We start from the raw sequence: 16,275 nt of genomic DNA, 5'->3' as shown, positions 1-16,275 counted from the left end.
GCATGTGGAACTGGATAGTAGCCATTTTGTCCGATCCCAATACACGCTGGATATTGCTTGGCTGCTTGTTACTCGGATTCAGTAGTGGAATTATTGGCTCTTTTACATTTTTGCGTCGTCAAAGTCTCATGGGGGATACGTTGGCTCATGCAGCTCTGCCAGGAATTTGCATCGCGTTTATGTTGACTGAAACCAAATCAGTAGGATTATTTCTGTTCGGTGCGCTTGTGGCTGGAATCATTGCGACCTTCGGCATATCGTGGATTACACGGTATTCCCGGATCAAGCAGGATGCGGCAATGGGGATTGTGCTGACTGTATTTTTCGGTATTGGTGTAGTGATGCTTACTCGGATTCAGCACGGTGCAAGCGGCAGTCAGAGTGGACTTGATAAATATTTGTTTGGTCAGGCCGCCTCCATGGTGATGACGGATGTGTATGTCATGGGCGGTGTCTGTCTTGTATTATTGATCGCTTGTCTGGCATGGTTCAAGGAATTCAAGCTGGTGAGTTTTGACCCGGGATTCGCACGGGGTATGGGACTGCCGGTTGGCATGCTGGAACAACTGATTCTGCTGTTGACCGTGATTGCGGTTGTTGCGGGAATTCAGGCGGTTGGCGTGGTGCTTGTCGCCGCTTTGCTGGTGACTCCTGCAGCAGCAGCTCGCTGTTGGACGGACTCGCTCTCGCTTATGGTACTGTTGGCCGGCGTATTTGGAGCACTGAGCGGTGCGACAGGTACAATCTTCAGCACATTGGTGCCTAATCTGCCTACAGGGCCAGTAACGGTACTGGCGGCGACAGTGCTATTTGCAGGTTCCGCATTGCTTGCTCCACGGCGCGGACTGTTAGCACGCCGTTTGCGAAGTATGCAGGCGAAATCCGCTTACTTGAGAGAAGAACATGCCAGGCTACAGACACTCTCTGCACAGCGAGCACAGCAGGAACGGGGTGAGTTGTAATGGCAACGTTTTGGATTCTATTAACGGCCATCCTGGTATCCTCCGCTTGCGCAATTCTTGGCTGTTTTCTCATATTAAGGCGGATGGCTCTGGTTGGAGATGCGATCAGTCATGCGGTTCTCCCAGGTATTGCGATTGCTTTCCTGTGGAGCGGTTCACGTGATTCGTTATGGATGCTGCTTGGGGCAACCGTATTTGGATTACTGACGGTGTTCTTCATTCAAAGCTTACAGGCTGGAGGACTATCATCGGATGCTTCCATCGGAATAGTGTTTACGGCACTCTTCGCAGTGGGTGTGATTTTGATCAGTTTGAATGCCGGGCATATTGATCTGGATCTCGATTGTGTCTTGTTCGGTGAGATCGCTTATGTCCAGTGGGATACCTTAACGCTTGGAGGGACGGATGTAGGCCCAAGGGCGGTCTGGATGCTGGGCATCACCTTGCTGGTCATCCTCCTTGTAATCGGCTTGTTCTACAAACAGTTCAAGTTGTGTGCCTTTGATCCGGCGCTGGCTGCGGCCTGCGGCATTCCGGTGGTGCTGTTCCACTATTTGCTTATGGGGCTCGTTTCCATGACATCTGTGGCTTCATTTGAGAGCGTAGGATCTATTCTCGTGGTAGGCATGTTGATTGTACCTGCAGCGACGGCTTACTTACTCACGGATCGACTGGGCAAAATGATTCTGTACAGCGTGCTCGTAGGAGCAGCTTCCTCGGTTGGAGGGTACATCATGGCTTACGCGCTGGATGCTTCCATTGCAGGTTGCATGGTGGCGGTAGCAGGAATTCTGTTTGTGCTGGCCCTGTTGCTGTCTCCAAAGCATGGTATTGTCTTCCGATATGCTCGTCGCAAATTCGCGGCACGTTAATGGATAAAAAAGTAGCAGCCGTCTGCATTGCAGGCGGTTTTTTCATGGATACGGGTAAGTTTTATCTTATACCAGACTCTTACACGAATTGGAACAGACACCTGTGCCCTTGTTGCAAAGGTTCACCCGTATCGCGGGTTACTTTGTTGCAGGCCGACGATCTGTGGTAAAATGTCGTTAGCTGTGACGTCCGGAGTATCCGCCTACGCGGATGCCGGGCGATCTTTTTGTGAGAGTATTTGGATAGGGAGAAGTAGAGAGACAACTGAGGAGGAAATACGGTATGAGTGAACTAAAATACAAATTGCTTGCATTGGATATGGATGGAACATTGCTTAACGATAATCATGAGATCACACAGGAAACCGCCAAATGGATTCAGATCGCCATTCGTCGGGGAGTGCATGTGTGCCTTTCGACGGGAAGAGCTGTTTTTCATGCGATGCCTTATGCGGTACAGCTTGGGCTGGAGACCCCGATGGTAACGGTCAATGGCAGTGAAGTCTGGAAAGCTCCGCATGATCTGCATATGCGCCATCTGATGGACCCGGCATTGATCCGCAAAATGCAGGAGATTGGCGAAAAATATAATAGCTGGTACTGGGCATACTCCGTGGAAGAGCTGTTCAACCGTGATCGCTGGACGGACAATATTGAAGGTCTGGAATGGCTGAAATTCGGATTCAATACCGAAGTAGATGAAGTCCGTCACCAGATTATGATGGAGCTGCAACAAATGGGCGGCTTGCAAATGACGAACTCCTCACCAGTTAATATTGAGATTAACCCTGCTGGTGTATCCAAAGCGAGCGGTGTAGCTGAAGTCTGCAAGCTTCTGGGCATAGAGATGTCCGAAGTGGTTGCTGTTGGAGACAGCTTGAACGATCTGGCGGTTATTGAAGCTGTGGGTCTTGGTGTTGCCATGGGCAACGCGCAGGAGCAAGTGAAGGAAGCGGCTGACCTGATCGTAGCGAGCAACAACGAAGATGGCATTGTCGAAGTCATCCGTGATCATATTTTGAAGGGGGAATAACCTTTGCTCGCAACCGTTGGCTGGATTTTAATTGTACTGCTGTTTGCGGTGGGGATGGCCGGAACGGTATATCCCATACTGCCTGGTGCTGTAGCGATTTTCTTCGCGTTTCTGGTCTATGGCTGGTTCTTCAGCTTTGTTCCGTTCGGTGTATGGTTCTGGATTATCCAGATTTTGATCGTAGTGGTGCTGTTTGTGGCTGATTATGTCGTCAGTGCCTGGGGTGTGAAGAAATTCGGCGGCTCCAAATTATCGACGACTCTCAGTACGATTGGTGTCATCATAGGCCCATTTGTTATTCCGGCATTCGGACTGGTACTGGGACCATTTATCGGTGCTTTTATCGGGGAACTGATCGGAGGGTCTTCACCTGCCAAAGCTTCCAAAGTCGGATTTGGTTCCGTGGTGGGGCTGTTTACAAGCACCGTTATGAAAATTATTTTGCAAATCGTCATGATTGTTCTGTTTATTATCTGGGTGGTAAGATTCGCATAGACGTTCGGGAGCGGCTTCATCTGGATGCACGTCGGTGTGGGGGAAAGAAGGGGAATTGGTTTGTCTAAGAAGGAAACATTCATTAGAGGTACGCTCATCTTGGCGGCAGCTGCGCTAATTGCGAGGGTACTCGGATTGGTTCAACGGGTGCCGCTGGAGCATATCCTCGGCGATATCGGTAACGCATCGTTTACCATCTCCAATACGGTATATTTAATGCTGTTAACCGTAGCTACAGCAGGCATACCGAGTACACTTAGCAAAATGGTCTCGGAACGTTATGCACTGGGACGCGCAGGTGAAGCTCAACAAATCTACCGTGCAGCCCTGATCTTTGCGGCTGTAGCCGGGGTAGTGATGTCTACTTTATTATGGTTCGCAGCACCTTATTATGCGACGTACGTATCCAAAGTACCGGAATCGGTGAGCGCCATTCGGGCCTTGGCTCCAGCGCTACTGCTCTTCCCGGCCATCGCAATGATGCGTGGATATTTCCAGGGTCGCGGCAATATGACGGCAGGCGGCATTTCACAGATTGTGGAGCAGTTTGCACGTGTAGGTACAGCGATCATCGTGGCGTTTGTTATGCTGCAATGGAATTATGATGATCAAACCATTGCTGCAGGGGCTTCATTTGGGGGCGTATTCGGAAGCATTGGCGCTTTTGCGGTCATGTTGTACTTCACCTTGAAACTTCGCAAAAATGACCGTGCGGCGCAATTGAATTATGAGCGTGCGGAGCAATTGCCCATGCGGGGTATCTACAGCGATATATTCAAACTTTCGATTCCAATCGTTTTATCTTCACTCGCTGTTCCGGCGATTAACTTTATCGATTCATCGCTGGTAGTTCCATTGCTTAGCGGACGAATCGGGATGGATGAAGCGACAGGAGTTCTTGCCATTCTCGGTGCCAAGGCCCAAAGTATTGCAGGCATTCCTCCGATTTTGGCTATCGCACTGAGTCAATCACTTGTGCCAGTCATTTCGGCAGCTTTTGCACGCAAGGATGAAGTTCATCTGAAAAATCAGGTGACGCTTGCTTTGCGCATTTCGATTCTGACAGGAATGCCGATCGTTATCGCTCTGTGTGCGGCAGCGTATTCCGTTAACGGTTTACTGTTTACCAGCCCAGACGGGACACCAATCATTACATTGCTGACGTTCGGTACCATTTTCCAAATTACGATGATGACCACCAACTCCATTTTGCTTGGGGTAGGTAAACCACGGATTACAATGATCAGTGTAGCTACCGGTATCGTAGTCAAACTCGTAGCGAGTTTAATTCTGGCTCCAATCTTTGGCATTTACGGGATCATTATTGCGACCGCATTGTGTTTCCTGGTTATTACGTACCTCAATTTGCGGGTGCTTCGCAAAATTGTTGATTTCTCGATCATGGGTGATCGTTGGAAAGGATTCATCATTACCGTGCTGTGTGCAGCGGGTTTTGGTTTTGCGGCGAACTGGGCTGGGAACTCTATCTTTGATTTATTCCTGCCAACACGTGTATCCTTCCTCGTTACCTGTCTGTTTGTGGGTGCGCTTGTGGTTATCGTGTACTTGGTACTCATGGTTGTTCTACGTGTACTTCGTAAAGACGAACTGGGCAGTTACCCTCGTATTTTGCAAAAAATACTCCGTCCGCTCATGCGTCTACAACGTGGAGCCGGGCAACGTGGATAATCGATTCAACACACAATACCCACTTCGTTATATTGTTTGAAATAAGTACAAGCTCTGTCTGCTTTCATAGCGGACAGAGCTTTTTTGTAATACCGAAAAAAGGTAGTCCATTATTGACTTCTAGACGTTCCTTTTTAAGGCCTCTGTCCTTAATGAGTTAAGGTTTTGGCATCATGCGCCAATGCAGTTTTCAGCATTCCATACCGATGCTCATGACTCATCTCAAACAGCCAAGGGCGGCGCGGGGCCGTGAGATGACCGAGACAATCGCGATTTTGCAGCCAATCCTGCCTTGTAATCGGTTCATACGGCGTATCACCCCATACAGCCAGCAATTCAGGACTATATAACCGTTGTCCTTCCGCTAGCCATTCTTGATCCAACAGCTCCTGACTATAGAGCTCAGCTTCTCCGGGTTCATCTTTATGTGCGGTGAACAGACCAGGCCAGTATTCAGCACGTGAGCCACGGTGGGGAACCGAGCGCACAAACTCCAATACTTGTGTGTACACTTGTTCTACTCCAAACAGCATTGCATATAAGCCTTTGCCAAACATAATCCGCTCATCCAGCTTGCCAAAATGTTCAATAACCCGGCCTGCAAGACCTTTTTCCCGCCCGAGTGGAAATACGATATGGTTCAGCCCAGCCAGATTATGCAGATGGAATGCGGGTTTGGACAGCACTTGTTTTTGAAAATAAGGATGCTGCACGACACGGCTCTCGATATAGTTCTGCTCATTAATAATTAATGCCACACTAAGCAGCGAGCTGCATCGCTCCAGCCAAAATCGTTCCCAGAACGGTGTCATGAACGCCGATACATGAAAATGGGACAACAAATGAAAACAGCTCCGGCCGATCCGGCGGCTATTCATATATAACAGAAGCTGGGGATAAGCATCTTGGAAAATGAGGGCATTACATCGCTCCAGTAGTCGATACATGTGCTCACGGTCTGTTTGATTTTGCAGATTATGCATAAGGTCACTTTGAAGATCGGTCATGTGATATCCGCCGTTACGGGATACCATATGGGCAAGCAGGGCCCAATGCAGCTCTGGATACTGTTCGTAACATTCCAGGTATGCTGCTGTGCGAGTGATGTTACTCCGGTTGTTTTCCTGCGTTAATGTCTTGATCTCTTCCAGAATGATGCAGTCCTCTTCACAGACCAGTGCACTGAGCGTATTTCGGGCAAAAGAACTCTCGTTTCCAGGCAATAGGCGCTCCACCTCTGCTTGTAAGGTTGCAGCCATGTCAGAGTCCCAAGCCATATCACGCAAGGGATGACGAAGCTGTGCAGAGGCCTGCCAAGCCGCCTGTTTGCCCCTCCACACTTCCCGGGCCGCACCGGGGATGGATCGAACCATCTGTAATATTGACCCATGATGGGCAGACTCGGAGGAATCCGATTTAACGGAAGTCATGACATGACCTCCTTTCCTGATATTCTGATTACGCTTTTAGTTTAAGAAGCTGTTGATGTCAGTATGCGCCGAATATTTGACTTCCACTCCGCAATTTGCTTCACTTAGAGGATAAGACAAGGTATAGAAAGGAAGATGTTGTAATGGAAAAGATTACATCGAAACCGGAATTTGATGTGGCAATCCAATCTCCGCGTTTGACTGTAGCTGTATTTAAGGCAGATTGGTGTGGTGATTGCAAGTACATCGATCCGTTTATGCCTGAAGTTGAAGAGAAGTTTGCTCGTGAACTGAAGTTGGTTGAGGTCGACGTAGATCAGGTGGGTACAGTGAGCGAAGAGCAAAATATCCTCGGCATCCCCAGCTTTGTAGCTTACACAGATGGCCGGGAACTTGTTCGTTATGTGAACAAACTGCGCAAGTCGAGAGAAGAGATTGAGCAATTCCTGCAGCGTGCAGTTGAGGTGTATAACACGATTCATAAATAAAGCATGACAGGTTAACCATGTTAAAGGTTATAATTAAAGGAACGCCATTTCTCTTGAAATAGGGAAGTGGCGTTTGTATTTTCCGAGTTTTCGGGAGAAACTAAGGTTGTAATAATGTACATATTTGTCGATGACCTGTGGGTCAACTTCTCGACAGACGTTAACATTTTGTCACAAAGCGCGGCGTCAATGACACATTTATCCGGTATAATGAATTTAGTTGTGAAATAAGTGTCAAAGTAACGAATCAAGCGGAGGATGTAGTTCTTCGCCATCTTAAACCAACAGCGGGTGAGAAAAAAATTGAAGCACATAACCTTGTTTAAATGGTTAACCGTATTAACCTGTCTTGTCATGTTTCTGGCCACATTTGGCGGAGGCGTAGTGACCCGAACGGAATCGGGCCTCGGCTGCGGCGCAGAATGGCCTTTATGTAACGGAAAACTTGTGCCTGCACATACTGTTGCCTCACTAATTGAATTTTCCCATCGCGCCGTCAGCGCACTGGCAGGGCTTTTGTCCATAGCCTCTTTTGTAGCATTTTTGCGGTTTGGCAAATCACGCCGTGATCTGCAATTGTTTTCATTGTTAACACTGATATTTGTTATTGTCCAGGGAATTATGGGGGCTTTTGCAGTCGTATTCTCCCAATCTTCCGCAGTCATGGCACTGCATTTCGGATTTGCCTTAATTGCTTTTGCCAGCTCCTTGATGATGGCGCTTGGTATTCGGCAGGAAGCTCGCCATGGTGGATTGGAAAGACTGAATCGATATCCGCGAGTTAGCAAAGGGTTCCGAAATCTGGTGTGGTTTTCCACGATCTATACGTACCTCGTGGTATATACTGGAGCATTTGTGAGCCATACGGATTCTGCTGGAGGCTGTTCAGGCTTTCCGCTCTGTAACGGGCAGATTATTCCTGAGCTCTCGGGAGGCGTAGCTGTTGCTTTTGCTCACCGGGTGGCGGCTGTTTCATTAGTAATCGTCATTGCAATTCTCGGTCATTTTGCGTATCGCAAACATCCGGATAACACGGAATTAAGAGCGCTAGGAGTCATTTCTGTTGTACTGGTTTTGTTGCAAGTGGTGATTGGTTTTGGTCTGATGCTCACGATGAACCGTCCGGAAGTGTATATGTTCGTAGCGCTGGCGCATATGCTTGATATTGCCATTTTATTCGGTGTATTAACGTATATGAGTTTCCTGGTGTACAAGTTGCATCGGCCCGTTAACCGGTTCTAATCTATATCCGAATTATTGTAGTTCAGGGGATGTATCCAGTGAAGTTCACCATCCGATGATGTACATCATTGGACAGGTGAACTTTGTTTGATGTCAGGCGTGTCAGGGCACCCTATTGTAAGCAGCGGTCATACGTTTACTCTGATTCCGATTTTGTTTAATATGATGAATTATTATTAATTTGATGATCTGCAGAGTGGAAAGAGGAGGCTATATATGCTGCGAACGTTGCTGGGTGAAAAGCCGCGTAAGAACGAAGGCATACTAAAGGACGCGATGGAAGCGATGGCGGATACACTTGAGCTATTTCAGCGACAGATGCATGTGGACCATGATCCTACCCATGATTTTCGTAAACTGTATATATGGACCCAGGGACTGATCTCTTCGCTGGATGAATTGGAACAAAGCTGTTTTGCAGCTTCCCATTTCCGTCAGAAAGTCAAAGCGGGCTCTACGGATGATATGACATTACTAGAAAAAGCGGAGTATGCCCGTTACGTCTATTTTTATAAGGATGGCTTCATCCGATGTTTTGCCATTCTGGATAAGTTAGGTACAGTGTTGAATGAAATATTTGAGCTGAATACAACCAATGTTAAAACTCATTATTCATATTTCACCGTATTAAGACAGTTCGGATATGATAAGCTGCATTATGTTCTTGCCAACGAACTAATTCGGATCAAGGACTCTTACCGTGAGCCAATGAGCAAATTGCGCAAACGACGAAACATGGAGATTCATTACATGAACTCCGAAATGCAGGATGATCTGTGGCAGTTACACCAGACTTTGCAAGGGAAAGTGAAGCTGGAGGATCTGGATCAACATGTCGTGGAACTCCGGCAGGGTGTGGATATGGTATGTGAGACGTTAAAAGCAGCGTATGGCTACATCAATGAGAAATGGCATAAGCAGGTATTGCATCAACCGAAGAACTGATTGGATAGTAATATTTGCCTTTGACAAATCGGAATACTTGGATTATACTGAGTTCCTGATCGACAGTTAGATGGAATTAACATTTATGACATTAACATTATAACTACTACTGAACTTATAAATTAAATATTTCTTATCGAGAGCGGCGGAGGGACAGGCCCGATGAAGCCCGGCAACCGATTTATAACTGCATGACAGCTGTGTCATACTTTATAGATGTTAGGTGCTAATTCCTACAAAATGGTGCAAGGCACGATTTTGGCAGATGAGAAGGTATAATCTTTCACGTGAAGAGCCCTTTTTGTTTCTGCAAAAGGGGCTCTTTTTTTGTACGATGAAGGGGAGTTTTCCTTTCATTCGGGTAAAGATACATGTAGGCAGTGGGAAGGAGCAGTAATTTTGATTGAATTAAAAGGTTTAACCAAGAAGTACGGTAAAGGTTCAAAAAGTACGACGGCCTTATCGGAACTAAATTTGAATATCCGCAAGGGTGAAATATTCGGAGTTATCGGTCATTCCGGTGCAGGCAAGAGTACATTGATCCGTTGTATCAATTTGCTCGAACGCCCCACGGCAGGCGAGGTTTGGGTTGATGGAATCAACCTAACCGATCTCAATAAGTCCGATTTGCAACAACAACGGCGTAAGATCGGCATGATTTTTCAACATTTTAATCTGTTATCCTCAGCTACGGTATATGACAATGTGGCTTTTCCTTTAAAGCTCGTTAATACGCCCAAGGCTGCAATTGATCGAAAAGTGAAGGAAATGCTCGCATTGGTTGGACTGGAGAACCACAGCAATAAATATCCGGCCCAGCTGTCAGGCGGACAGAAGCAAAGGGTAGGTATTGCGAGAGCGCTCGCGAGTGATCCGAACGTGCTGCTGTGTGATGAGGCCACATCGGCACTTGATCCCCAGACAACTGATTCGATTCTGAAGTTATTGCTGGATATCAATGAAAAGTATAATCTCACGATTGTTCTAATCACCCATGAGATGCACGTGATCCAGAATATCTGTGATCAGGTGGCGGTTATCCATCAGGGAGGCATCGTGGAGCAAGGGCCAGTGACGGAAGTATTCCTCAAGCCGCAGCATGCCATTACGCGTGACTTTATGATGCGGGACCATGAGGTGGGAATTGCATTAGAAGAGACCGCTCTGGCGAGTGCAGATGTCTCATTACAGAAGGATGGATCTTCTAAGCTTGTGAAAATATCCTTCTTGGGCAATAAAACCTATGAGGCGATTTTGTCCAGAACGGTTCGTAAAACAGGAGTGGATTTCGCCATTTTGCAAGGCACCATTTCAACGATCAAACAAGTTCCCTATGGACAGCTGACCGTTCGGTTTGAGGGGCAGTCAGATGAGATTAATCTCACCATTAAAGAATTAGTGGATCAGGGACTTGATGTGGAGGTGCTTCGTTAAATGGATTTTTCAACAGTGCGTTGGGAAGAAATCGGTAAGGCTTCAATTGAAACACTGCAAATCCTAGGAGCATCGGGCCTGTTCACGATAATCATTGGTTTGCCGCTAGGCGTATTGCTGTTTATGACGGCAAGGTCGACTTCGATTCAATCTCAAGTGGTGTACACGATACTATCGTTTATTGTAAATATTCTGCGATCAGTGCCTTTTATCATTTTGATTGTTGCACTCATTCCATTTTCGCGTTCACTGGTCGGTACAGCTACGGGAGTGCTGGGCGTTATACCACCACTCGTCATTGCCGCAGCTCCATACTTTGCCCGGTTGGTGGAAACTACACTGCGTGAAGTGGATCGTGGCGTCATTGAAGCCGCACAGGCGATGGGAGCTTCAACTGGACAGATTGTAAGGCGTGTACTTCTGCCAGAGGCATTGCCGGGTCTGATAGCTGGTATCACCATTACAATCGTAACTCTCGTTTCCTACACGGCGATGGCGGGAATGGTCGGTGGTGGAGGTCTTGGAACATTGGCAATTAATTATGGCTACTATCGATATCAGAATGAAATTATGATTATATCCGTTGTATTTATGATCATTTTGGTGCAAGTGCTTCAGATGGCTGGCGATCGTTTGGTTAAATGGTTCACCAGGAAATAACACATATATAGCATTTACCTGATTCGGTATCGATTTGGGGCAAAATGCAAAAAAATTTATTGGAGAAGGGGTTTTACACATGAAAAAATGGTCTTTTGCTCTACTTAGTATTATGCTGATTGCGGTTCTAGCGGCTTGCGGAAACAACAAGGATTCCGATAGCGGCGCTGATAATGCTGGAGGCGCACCGCGCACCGTAGAATTGAAAGTGGGAGCATCCCCTACACCACATGCAGAAATTTTGGAAAGCATCAAGCCTGAACTCGAAGCTGAAGGTATTCGCTTGCAAATCGTGACTTTCAATGACTATGTTCAACCGAACCAACAGCTTGAAGATAAACAACTGGATGCGAACTTTTTCCAACACCAACCTTACCTGGATACAGAGAACAAAGAACGTGGTTTCCATCTCGTTGCTGTAACACCTGTGCATGTTGAGCCATTTGCTGGCTATTCCAAAAAAATCAAATCATTGGATGAGTTGAAAGACGGCGCAAAAGTAGCCATTCCTAATGACCCATCCAACGGCGGTCGTGGACTGTTGTTGCTTGCGAAAGAAGGACTAATCACGCTGAAAGACAACACAAATATCACTTCTACGATTCAGGATATTACAGCCAATCCGAAAAACCTGAATATCATCGAGCTGGATGCAGCCATGATGCCTCGTCAACTGGATGAAGCAGATCTGGTATTCATCAACGCCAACTACGCGCTGGAAGCCAATCTGAACCCAGAGAAGGATGCGCTGTTGATCGAGGACCTGCAAGGTAACCCTTATGCAAACATTCTCGTATCCCGTGAAGATAACAAAGATGCAGATGCCATCCAAAAACTGGCTGCAGCCCTGCATTCCGAAGAGGTTAAAACATTCATCAAAGAACGTTATCAAGGTGCTGTAGAACCGGCGTTTTAAGCTGAACGATTAAGCTGAAAATATATTGTATACTCGGCTCCACTTGTTATGGAACTACTAAAGAAAGCCCTGCATTCTCTTTATGGAGAATGCAGGGCTTTTTGTTTTGTACATCATGTTAAAGAGTGCTTCAATGTAAGAGCACTTTAAGTACGTTACTTATAAGCTTTAATGTTTATTCGGATTCGGATCAGTATCTGAATGTCCATCTGTCTGTTGGCTATCAGAGCCTGCGGACTCCTGTCCAGTAGCATGCTGTTGGTAAGCTTCCTCTGCAGGAGATAGCGAATTCTGATCTCCTGGGTCAGCATCTTTTTTGCGGCCGGTCAGCTTGCGACGAATCCATCCGAAAGCACCGACAATAGCGGCCACGATGACAAACCATCCTTTTTTAAGTAAAAGCAATAATCCAACTTTCTTAGCTACAGCTACACCAGCACCACCGAGAATCAGACTGGTCAGGCCAAGTTCTGATTTTTTGTCTACGGATGCATCAAACTCTTCATAGGTATTTCCTTTGATCACGTTGAGCTGGTTAAGCACGGAGCTTTCAAACTGTTTGCGATTTTCTTCAAAATTGGCACTATCCGTAACGAGGATAACACCGATGTATCCTTCGCGGGTGAGTACATTCACATTATAATTGACGAGTTTTTCCCGCTCTGCATCCTCAAGACCAAGAGAATAGATCAATTGATGTTTGCTGCTGTCATAGGTGGGCTCAATTTCCCATCCGGTGATAAACAATTGATTTTCGGGGGTTGTTTTCTCATTTTGATCTTCTGTACCTCTTTTGTAGCTATCGAGCAGTTCATCGGCATCCAGATCGTCTTTCTCACTATCATCGACATGACCGGTATCGTTATATTCAAAGATAACATACCAGTTGGAGTTTTCGCCGGCGCCATAGATACTTCCAATTTCCGTTCCATTGGGGAAGGAGTCCGTGTCTTCCAGGAACCTTTGGGTGTTAGCTGCATCGAGATAGGAGAGATTTTCAGCTACGTTTAATGTTGCTTTGTTATCAAGGACTACGTCTGAAGGCCCATCAATCCATTGATAATCTTCGGTGGAGCTATTGCTTTCACTTTCTGCAGATGCTGTGGTCGAGAATGGAGCTTGAAATGAGGCGATAAGCAAAATTGCGAGTAGAGAGGCTAACCATCTTTTCATTTACGCTGTATTCCTTTCGAAGGTGTCATGCAATGTTGTCATTTACATGAACATATGTATTGTGTCGTTATATTCATAAGAAAATAAGGACTTATCGACATTAACATAGGCATCCAGACCAGACAAGGTAATTATGGATATAAAGGGTTAATTTTCCTACAAAAGACCTAATTCATTTTATTTCAATGGTTTGAAAGATAAGTATTTAGTCCTTAATTTACACTTTTTTGCAAATGGTACAGATTGGTGGGAAACACGAGTTGTGGGGGGATGATAAATCTTTTATACTGAATGAGTGACTGCTCTTTGAAGAGGGGGATGAACGTGAAGGGAAAGATTGCCCTCATAACGGGAAGTGCCAAAGGTCTTGGTAAAATGACGGCTCTCAGTCTGGCGGATCAGGGTTGCCATATTGCTCTCAATTACGTACATAGCCGTACGGAAGCTGAGGCGTTACAGACTCAGATCATAGCCAAGGGTGTGCGGTGTATTGCCATTCAGGCCGATATTTCCAAGACAGAAGAGATCACTATGCTCGTTGCTCAGGTCGAAGAGAAACTGGGCAGCATTGATATTCTCGTGAACAACGCGGGTCCTTTTGTCCGTGAACGTCGACTGTTTGCCGAGTATTCCGAAGATGAGGTTCAGATGCTTGTGCAAGGAAATCTGCTTGGACCGATGCTGCTGGATCAGCGTGTATTGCCGGAGATGCGGCGCAAGCAGTGGGGACGAATTATACATTTTGGCTTCAGTCATGCAGGAGAAGCGAGGTCATGGCCTCATCGGGCGGTTTATGCTGCTGCGAAGGTAGGTCTGGTTTCATTTACAAAGACACTTGCTGTGGAGGAAGCTCCCTACGGCATTACGGTTAATATGGTCTGTCCAGGTGATATTCGCGGTGCCAACAAAGAGAAAACGATTGATGAGATGGCAGGTATAACCGACGAGGAAACGCCGAGAGGACGTCCTGGAAGCGGGGAAGATATTGCACGGGTGATTACCTATCTGTGTCTGGATCATTCCGATTTTATAACAGGTAACATTATGGATGTATCTGGAGGACTTGACCCGATTCGTCCTAACATACAGCGTGAGGATGCATAGCACAAAAAAAGAGCCCTTCGCTTCATGTGAAGCGAAAGGCTCTTGAGGTTTATTTCGTGAAGGATTGATTAGAATACTTGTACGACTTCTTCAACACCCTCAACTTCTTCGAGAAGGGCGCGTTCAATCCCGGCTTTTAAGGTAATGGTGGAGCTTGGGCAGCTACCGCAGGCACCGACCAGTTTCAGCTTAATAATGCCGTCCTCCACGTCGACCAGTTCCACGTCACCGCCATCGCGTTGCAGGAACGGACGAAGTTTGTCAAGCACTTCAGATACCTCATCATACATGGTGCTTTGTGCGTTTTCGCTCATTTTTTTCAACTCCTTTCCTCACTATAGTATATTACAATTGGCCACAAATTAAAATGGTCAAACAAAGCAGGTGAACCTACATGAGACCGATTATTGAATTTTGTGCCAATAATATGCATTTTGGCACAGATGAAGTCATGGATCAACTGGAAGAAAATCCAGACTATGATGTGATAGAATACGGCTGCCTCAGCAACTGCGGCCAATGTTACATGACTCCATTTGCACTGGTGAATGGCGAGCTTGTCATCACCGACAAAGTGGAGGATTTATATAACGCTATATTGGCCAAAATTGCCGAAGCCGATGCCTGGGATGAGCTGGATCTCGATTAACCGAGATGACGCTTGGACATCCAGAGCACGCCGCTTTTTAGAATACGTGGCACACGTCCCATCATGGACGTTTTGCCCATCAGCCCAAATCCAGCCTTCTTGCCGAGTGCACCGAGTGTGCCACGAAGCTTGAGTGGCTGCGGATTGGGCTTTTCGCCTTTCCAGAGGGCATGCTGAATATGGGCGATTTGTTCACCCTGTACTTCGGCAGCCTGACCGCTTGGTGCATAAGGCACGCTGGCACAGTCACCTACTACATAAACATCGGTATATTCTGGAATTTGATAATATTCGTTCAGTACGACACGACCTTGTGGATCCTTGGTCACATCGAGATCCTGTACGACTTTTACGGGCTGAATGCCGGCAGTCCAGACTACCGCATCCGTCAGAATTTCTTCATCCCGGTTGAAAATGGCGTTCGGTTCAAGTCGGGAAATGGCAATATGCCCACGTGTCTCGACCTGATGTTCACCAAACCATTCATGAACATAAGCGGACAAGCGCTGCGGAAAAGCGGATAATACACGTTCACCACGGTCCAGGATGCTGATGTTCAGATCCGGTCTGCTCTCACGAAGCTCGGCAGCGATCTCGACGCCGCTCAATCCACCGCCGACGATATGCACGTTACCATAAGCTTTGACTTCGTTAAGACGTAGGTAGGTTTCCCGTGTTTTGCTAAAGCTTTGAATCGTACAGCTATATTCCTCCGCTCCCGGTGTATTGTGGAATCGGTCTGTACATCCAAGCCCAATCACGAGCTTGTCATATTCCAACGGGTCCTGTCCTTCAAATTCAATCTGACGCTGTTCCAAGTCAATCGAAGTTACTTCTCCGTAACGATAAGTGACTTTGTCGCTGACTGGAAATTGGATACGCAGGTCATAATCGGATACGGTCCCTGCTGCGAGTGCGTAATATTCAGTTTTCAATCCTTGGAAGGGACTGCGGTCCACCAACACGATTTGTGTATCTGACGGGATCTTGCCTTCCAGAAGTTCCTTGATAATCGTGAGGCCACCGTAGCCGCCTCCGAGAATGACGAAATTTTTCATGACTCGGCTTCCTTTCTGCATCAGTCCCGTGTGAACGGGGCTGTAACCTGTGGAGCAGCTATGCAATAACATAGCTGCTCCTGTTTTTTTAATCTGGATTTGAAATGATTGAAAATGGGCATTTA

The 16,275-nt window shown here is 46.7% G+C and carries 17 protein-coding genes and 1 riboswitch; of the genes, 13 read left to right on the top strand and 4 right to left on the bottom strand.

Annotation, left to right across the window (positions count from 1 at the left end; all coding sequences use genetic code 11):
* Positions 1-2: 2 nt before the first annotated feature.
* From BLS14_RS26430 to BLS14_RS26410, 5 genes are all read left to right on the top strand, one after another.
* Complete coding sequence (locus BLS14_RS26430; protein ID WP_090954695.1) at positions 3-962, top strand: metal ABC transporter permease; 960 nt, start codon at positions 3-5, stop codon at positions 960-962.
* Entirely contained in the window at positions 962-1,834 is an 873-nt protein-coding gene (locus tag BLS14_RS26425) for a metal ABC transporter permease (protein ID WP_072735495.1), read from the top strand. Before BLS14_RS26430 ends, BLS14_RS26425 begins: the two co-directional genes overlap by 1 nt.
* A gap of 283 nt (positions 1,835-2,117) precedes the next feature.
* Complete coding sequence (locus BLS14_RS26420) at positions 2,118-2,867, top strand: Cof-type HAD-IIB family hydrolase (protein ID WP_063566126.1); 750 nt, start codon at positions 2,118-2,120, stop codon at positions 2,865-2,867.
* Positions 2,868-2,921: 54 nt separating this feature from the next.
* A complete protein-coding gene (locus BLS14_RS26415) occupies positions 2,922-3,362 on the top strand; it encodes a DUF456 domain-containing protein (RefSeq protein ID WP_063566179.1) in 441 nt (146 codons plus the stop codon).
* Between the two features lie 60 nt (positions 3,363-3,422).
* On the top strand, positions 3,423-5,051 hold the full coding sequence (locus BLS14_RS26410; RefSeq protein ID WP_090954693.1) for a putative polysaccharide biosynthesis protein: 1,629 nt from the start codon (positions 3,423-3,425) through the stop codon (positions 5,049-5,051).
* 149 nt (positions 5,052-5,200) lie between these two features.
* On the opposite strand, the gene BLS14_RS26405 is transcribed toward BLS14_RS26410, so the two are convergent.
* Positions 5,201-6,481 carry a DUF2515 family protein gene (locus tag BLS14_RS26405; RefSeq protein ID WP_090954691.1) on the bottom strand — a complete coding sequence of 427 codons (1,281 nt, stop codon included), beginning with the start codon at positions 6,479-6,481 and terminating at the stop codon, positions 5,201-5,203.
* Between the two features lie 143 nt (positions 6,482-6,624).
* Here BLS14_RS26405 and BLS14_RS26400 point away from each other — a divergent pair, with 143 nt between their 5' ends.
* The 6 genes from BLS14_RS26400 to BLS14_RS26375 all read left to right on the top strand — a co-directional run bounded on the left by BLS14_RS26400 (position 6,625) and on the right by BLS14_RS26375 (position 12,166).
* On the top strand, positions 6,625-6,969 hold the full coding sequence (locus BLS14_RS26400; protein WP_063566123.1) for a thioredoxin family protein: 345 nt from the start codon (positions 6,625-6,627) through the stop codon (positions 6,967-6,969).
* Positions 6,970-7,281: 312 nt separating this feature from the next.
* Complete coding sequence (locus BLS14_RS26395) at positions 7,282-8,211, top strand: COX15/CtaA family protein (protein WP_371121674.1); 930 nt, start codon at positions 7,282-7,284, stop codon at positions 8,209-8,211.
* A gap of 216 nt (positions 8,212-8,427) precedes the next feature.
* Positions 8,428-9,156 carry a Cthe_2314 family HEPN domain-containing protein gene (locus BLS14_RS26390; protein ID WP_076290915.1) on the top strand — a complete coding sequence of 243 codons (729 nt, stop codon included), beginning with the start codon at positions 8,428-8,430 and terminating at the stop codon, positions 9,154-9,156.
* 130 nt (positions 9,157-9,286) lie between these two features.
* Positions 9,287-9,428, top strand: a riboswitch (SAM riboswitch).
* Between the two features lie 127 nt (positions 9,429-9,555).
* Positions 9,556-10,590, top strand: coding sequence for a methionine ABC transporter ATP-binding protein (locus tag BLS14_RS26385; protein ID WP_072735492.1), 1,035 nt, complete (start codon positions 9,556-9,558; stop codon positions 10,588-10,590).
* Entirely contained in the window at positions 10,591-11,250 is a 660-nt protein-coding gene (locus BLS14_RS26380; RefSeq protein ID WP_090954687.1) for a methionine ABC transporter permease, read from the top strand. It begins immediately after the preceding gene.
* Positions 11,251-11,329: 79 nt separating this feature from the next.
* Positions 11,330-12,166, top strand: a complete 837-nt coding sequence (locus BLS14_RS26375) for a MetQ/NlpA family ABC transporter substrate-binding protein (RefSeq protein WP_053783256.1) — start codon at positions 11,330-11,332, stop codon at positions 12,164-12,166.
* Between the two features lie 168 nt (positions 12,167-12,334).
* Here BLS14_RS26375 and BLS14_RS26370 read toward each other — a convergent pair whose 3' ends face one another.
* Positions 12,335-13,339 carry a DUF2167 domain-containing protein gene (locus BLS14_RS26370; RefSeq protein ID WP_090954685.1) on the bottom strand — a complete coding sequence of 335 codons (1,005 nt, stop codon included), beginning with the start codon at positions 13,337-13,339 and terminating at the stop codon, positions 12,335-12,337.
* Positions 13,340-13,663: 324 nt separating this feature from the next.
* Between BLS14_RS26370 and BLS14_RS26365 the strand changes: the two genes are divergently transcribed.
* The gene (locus BLS14_RS26365) at positions 13,664-14,443 is read left to right on the top strand and encodes an SDR family oxidoreductase (protein WP_072735488.1); all 780 of its coding nucleotides are present in this window, start codon (positions 13,664-13,666) and stop codon (positions 14,441-14,443) included.
* Positions 14,444-14,511: 68 nt separating this feature from the next.
* Here BLS14_RS26365 and BLS14_RS26360 read toward each other — a convergent pair whose 3' ends face one another.
* The gene (locus tag BLS14_RS26360) at positions 14,512-14,757 is read right to left on the bottom strand and encodes a NifU family protein (RefSeq protein ID WP_024632664.1); all 246 of its coding nucleotides are present in this window, start codon (positions 14,755-14,757) and stop codon (positions 14,512-14,514) included.
* A gap of 80 nt (positions 14,758-14,837) precedes the next feature.
* On the opposite strand from BLS14_RS26360, the gene BLS14_RS26355 reads away from it, so the two are divergent.
* Complete coding sequence (locus tag BLS14_RS26355) at positions 14,838-15,092, top strand: YuzB family protein (protein WP_063566116.1); 255 nt, start codon at positions 14,838-14,840, stop codon at positions 15,090-15,092.
* Here the strand turns inward: BLS14_RS26355 and BLS14_RS26350 are convergent.
* Entirely contained in the window at positions 15,089-16,150 is a 1,062-nt protein-coding gene (locus BLS14_RS26350; RefSeq protein ID WP_063566178.1) for an NAD(P)/FAD-dependent oxidoreductase, read from the bottom strand. The genes BLS14_RS26355 and BLS14_RS26350 overlap by 4 nt on opposite strands.
* Between the last annotated feature and the right edge of the window lie 125 nt (positions 16,151-16,275).

The sequence above is a fragment of the Paenibacillus sp. OK060 genome (assembly GCF_900101205.1).
Classification (GTDB): domain Bacteria; phylum Bacillota; class Bacilli; order Paenibacillales; family Paenibacillaceae; genus Paenibacillus; species Paenibacillus marchantiae.
The sequence above is the reverse complement of the archived record's forward strand: the minus strand, read 5'-3'. Positions and strand labels throughout refer to the sequence as shown.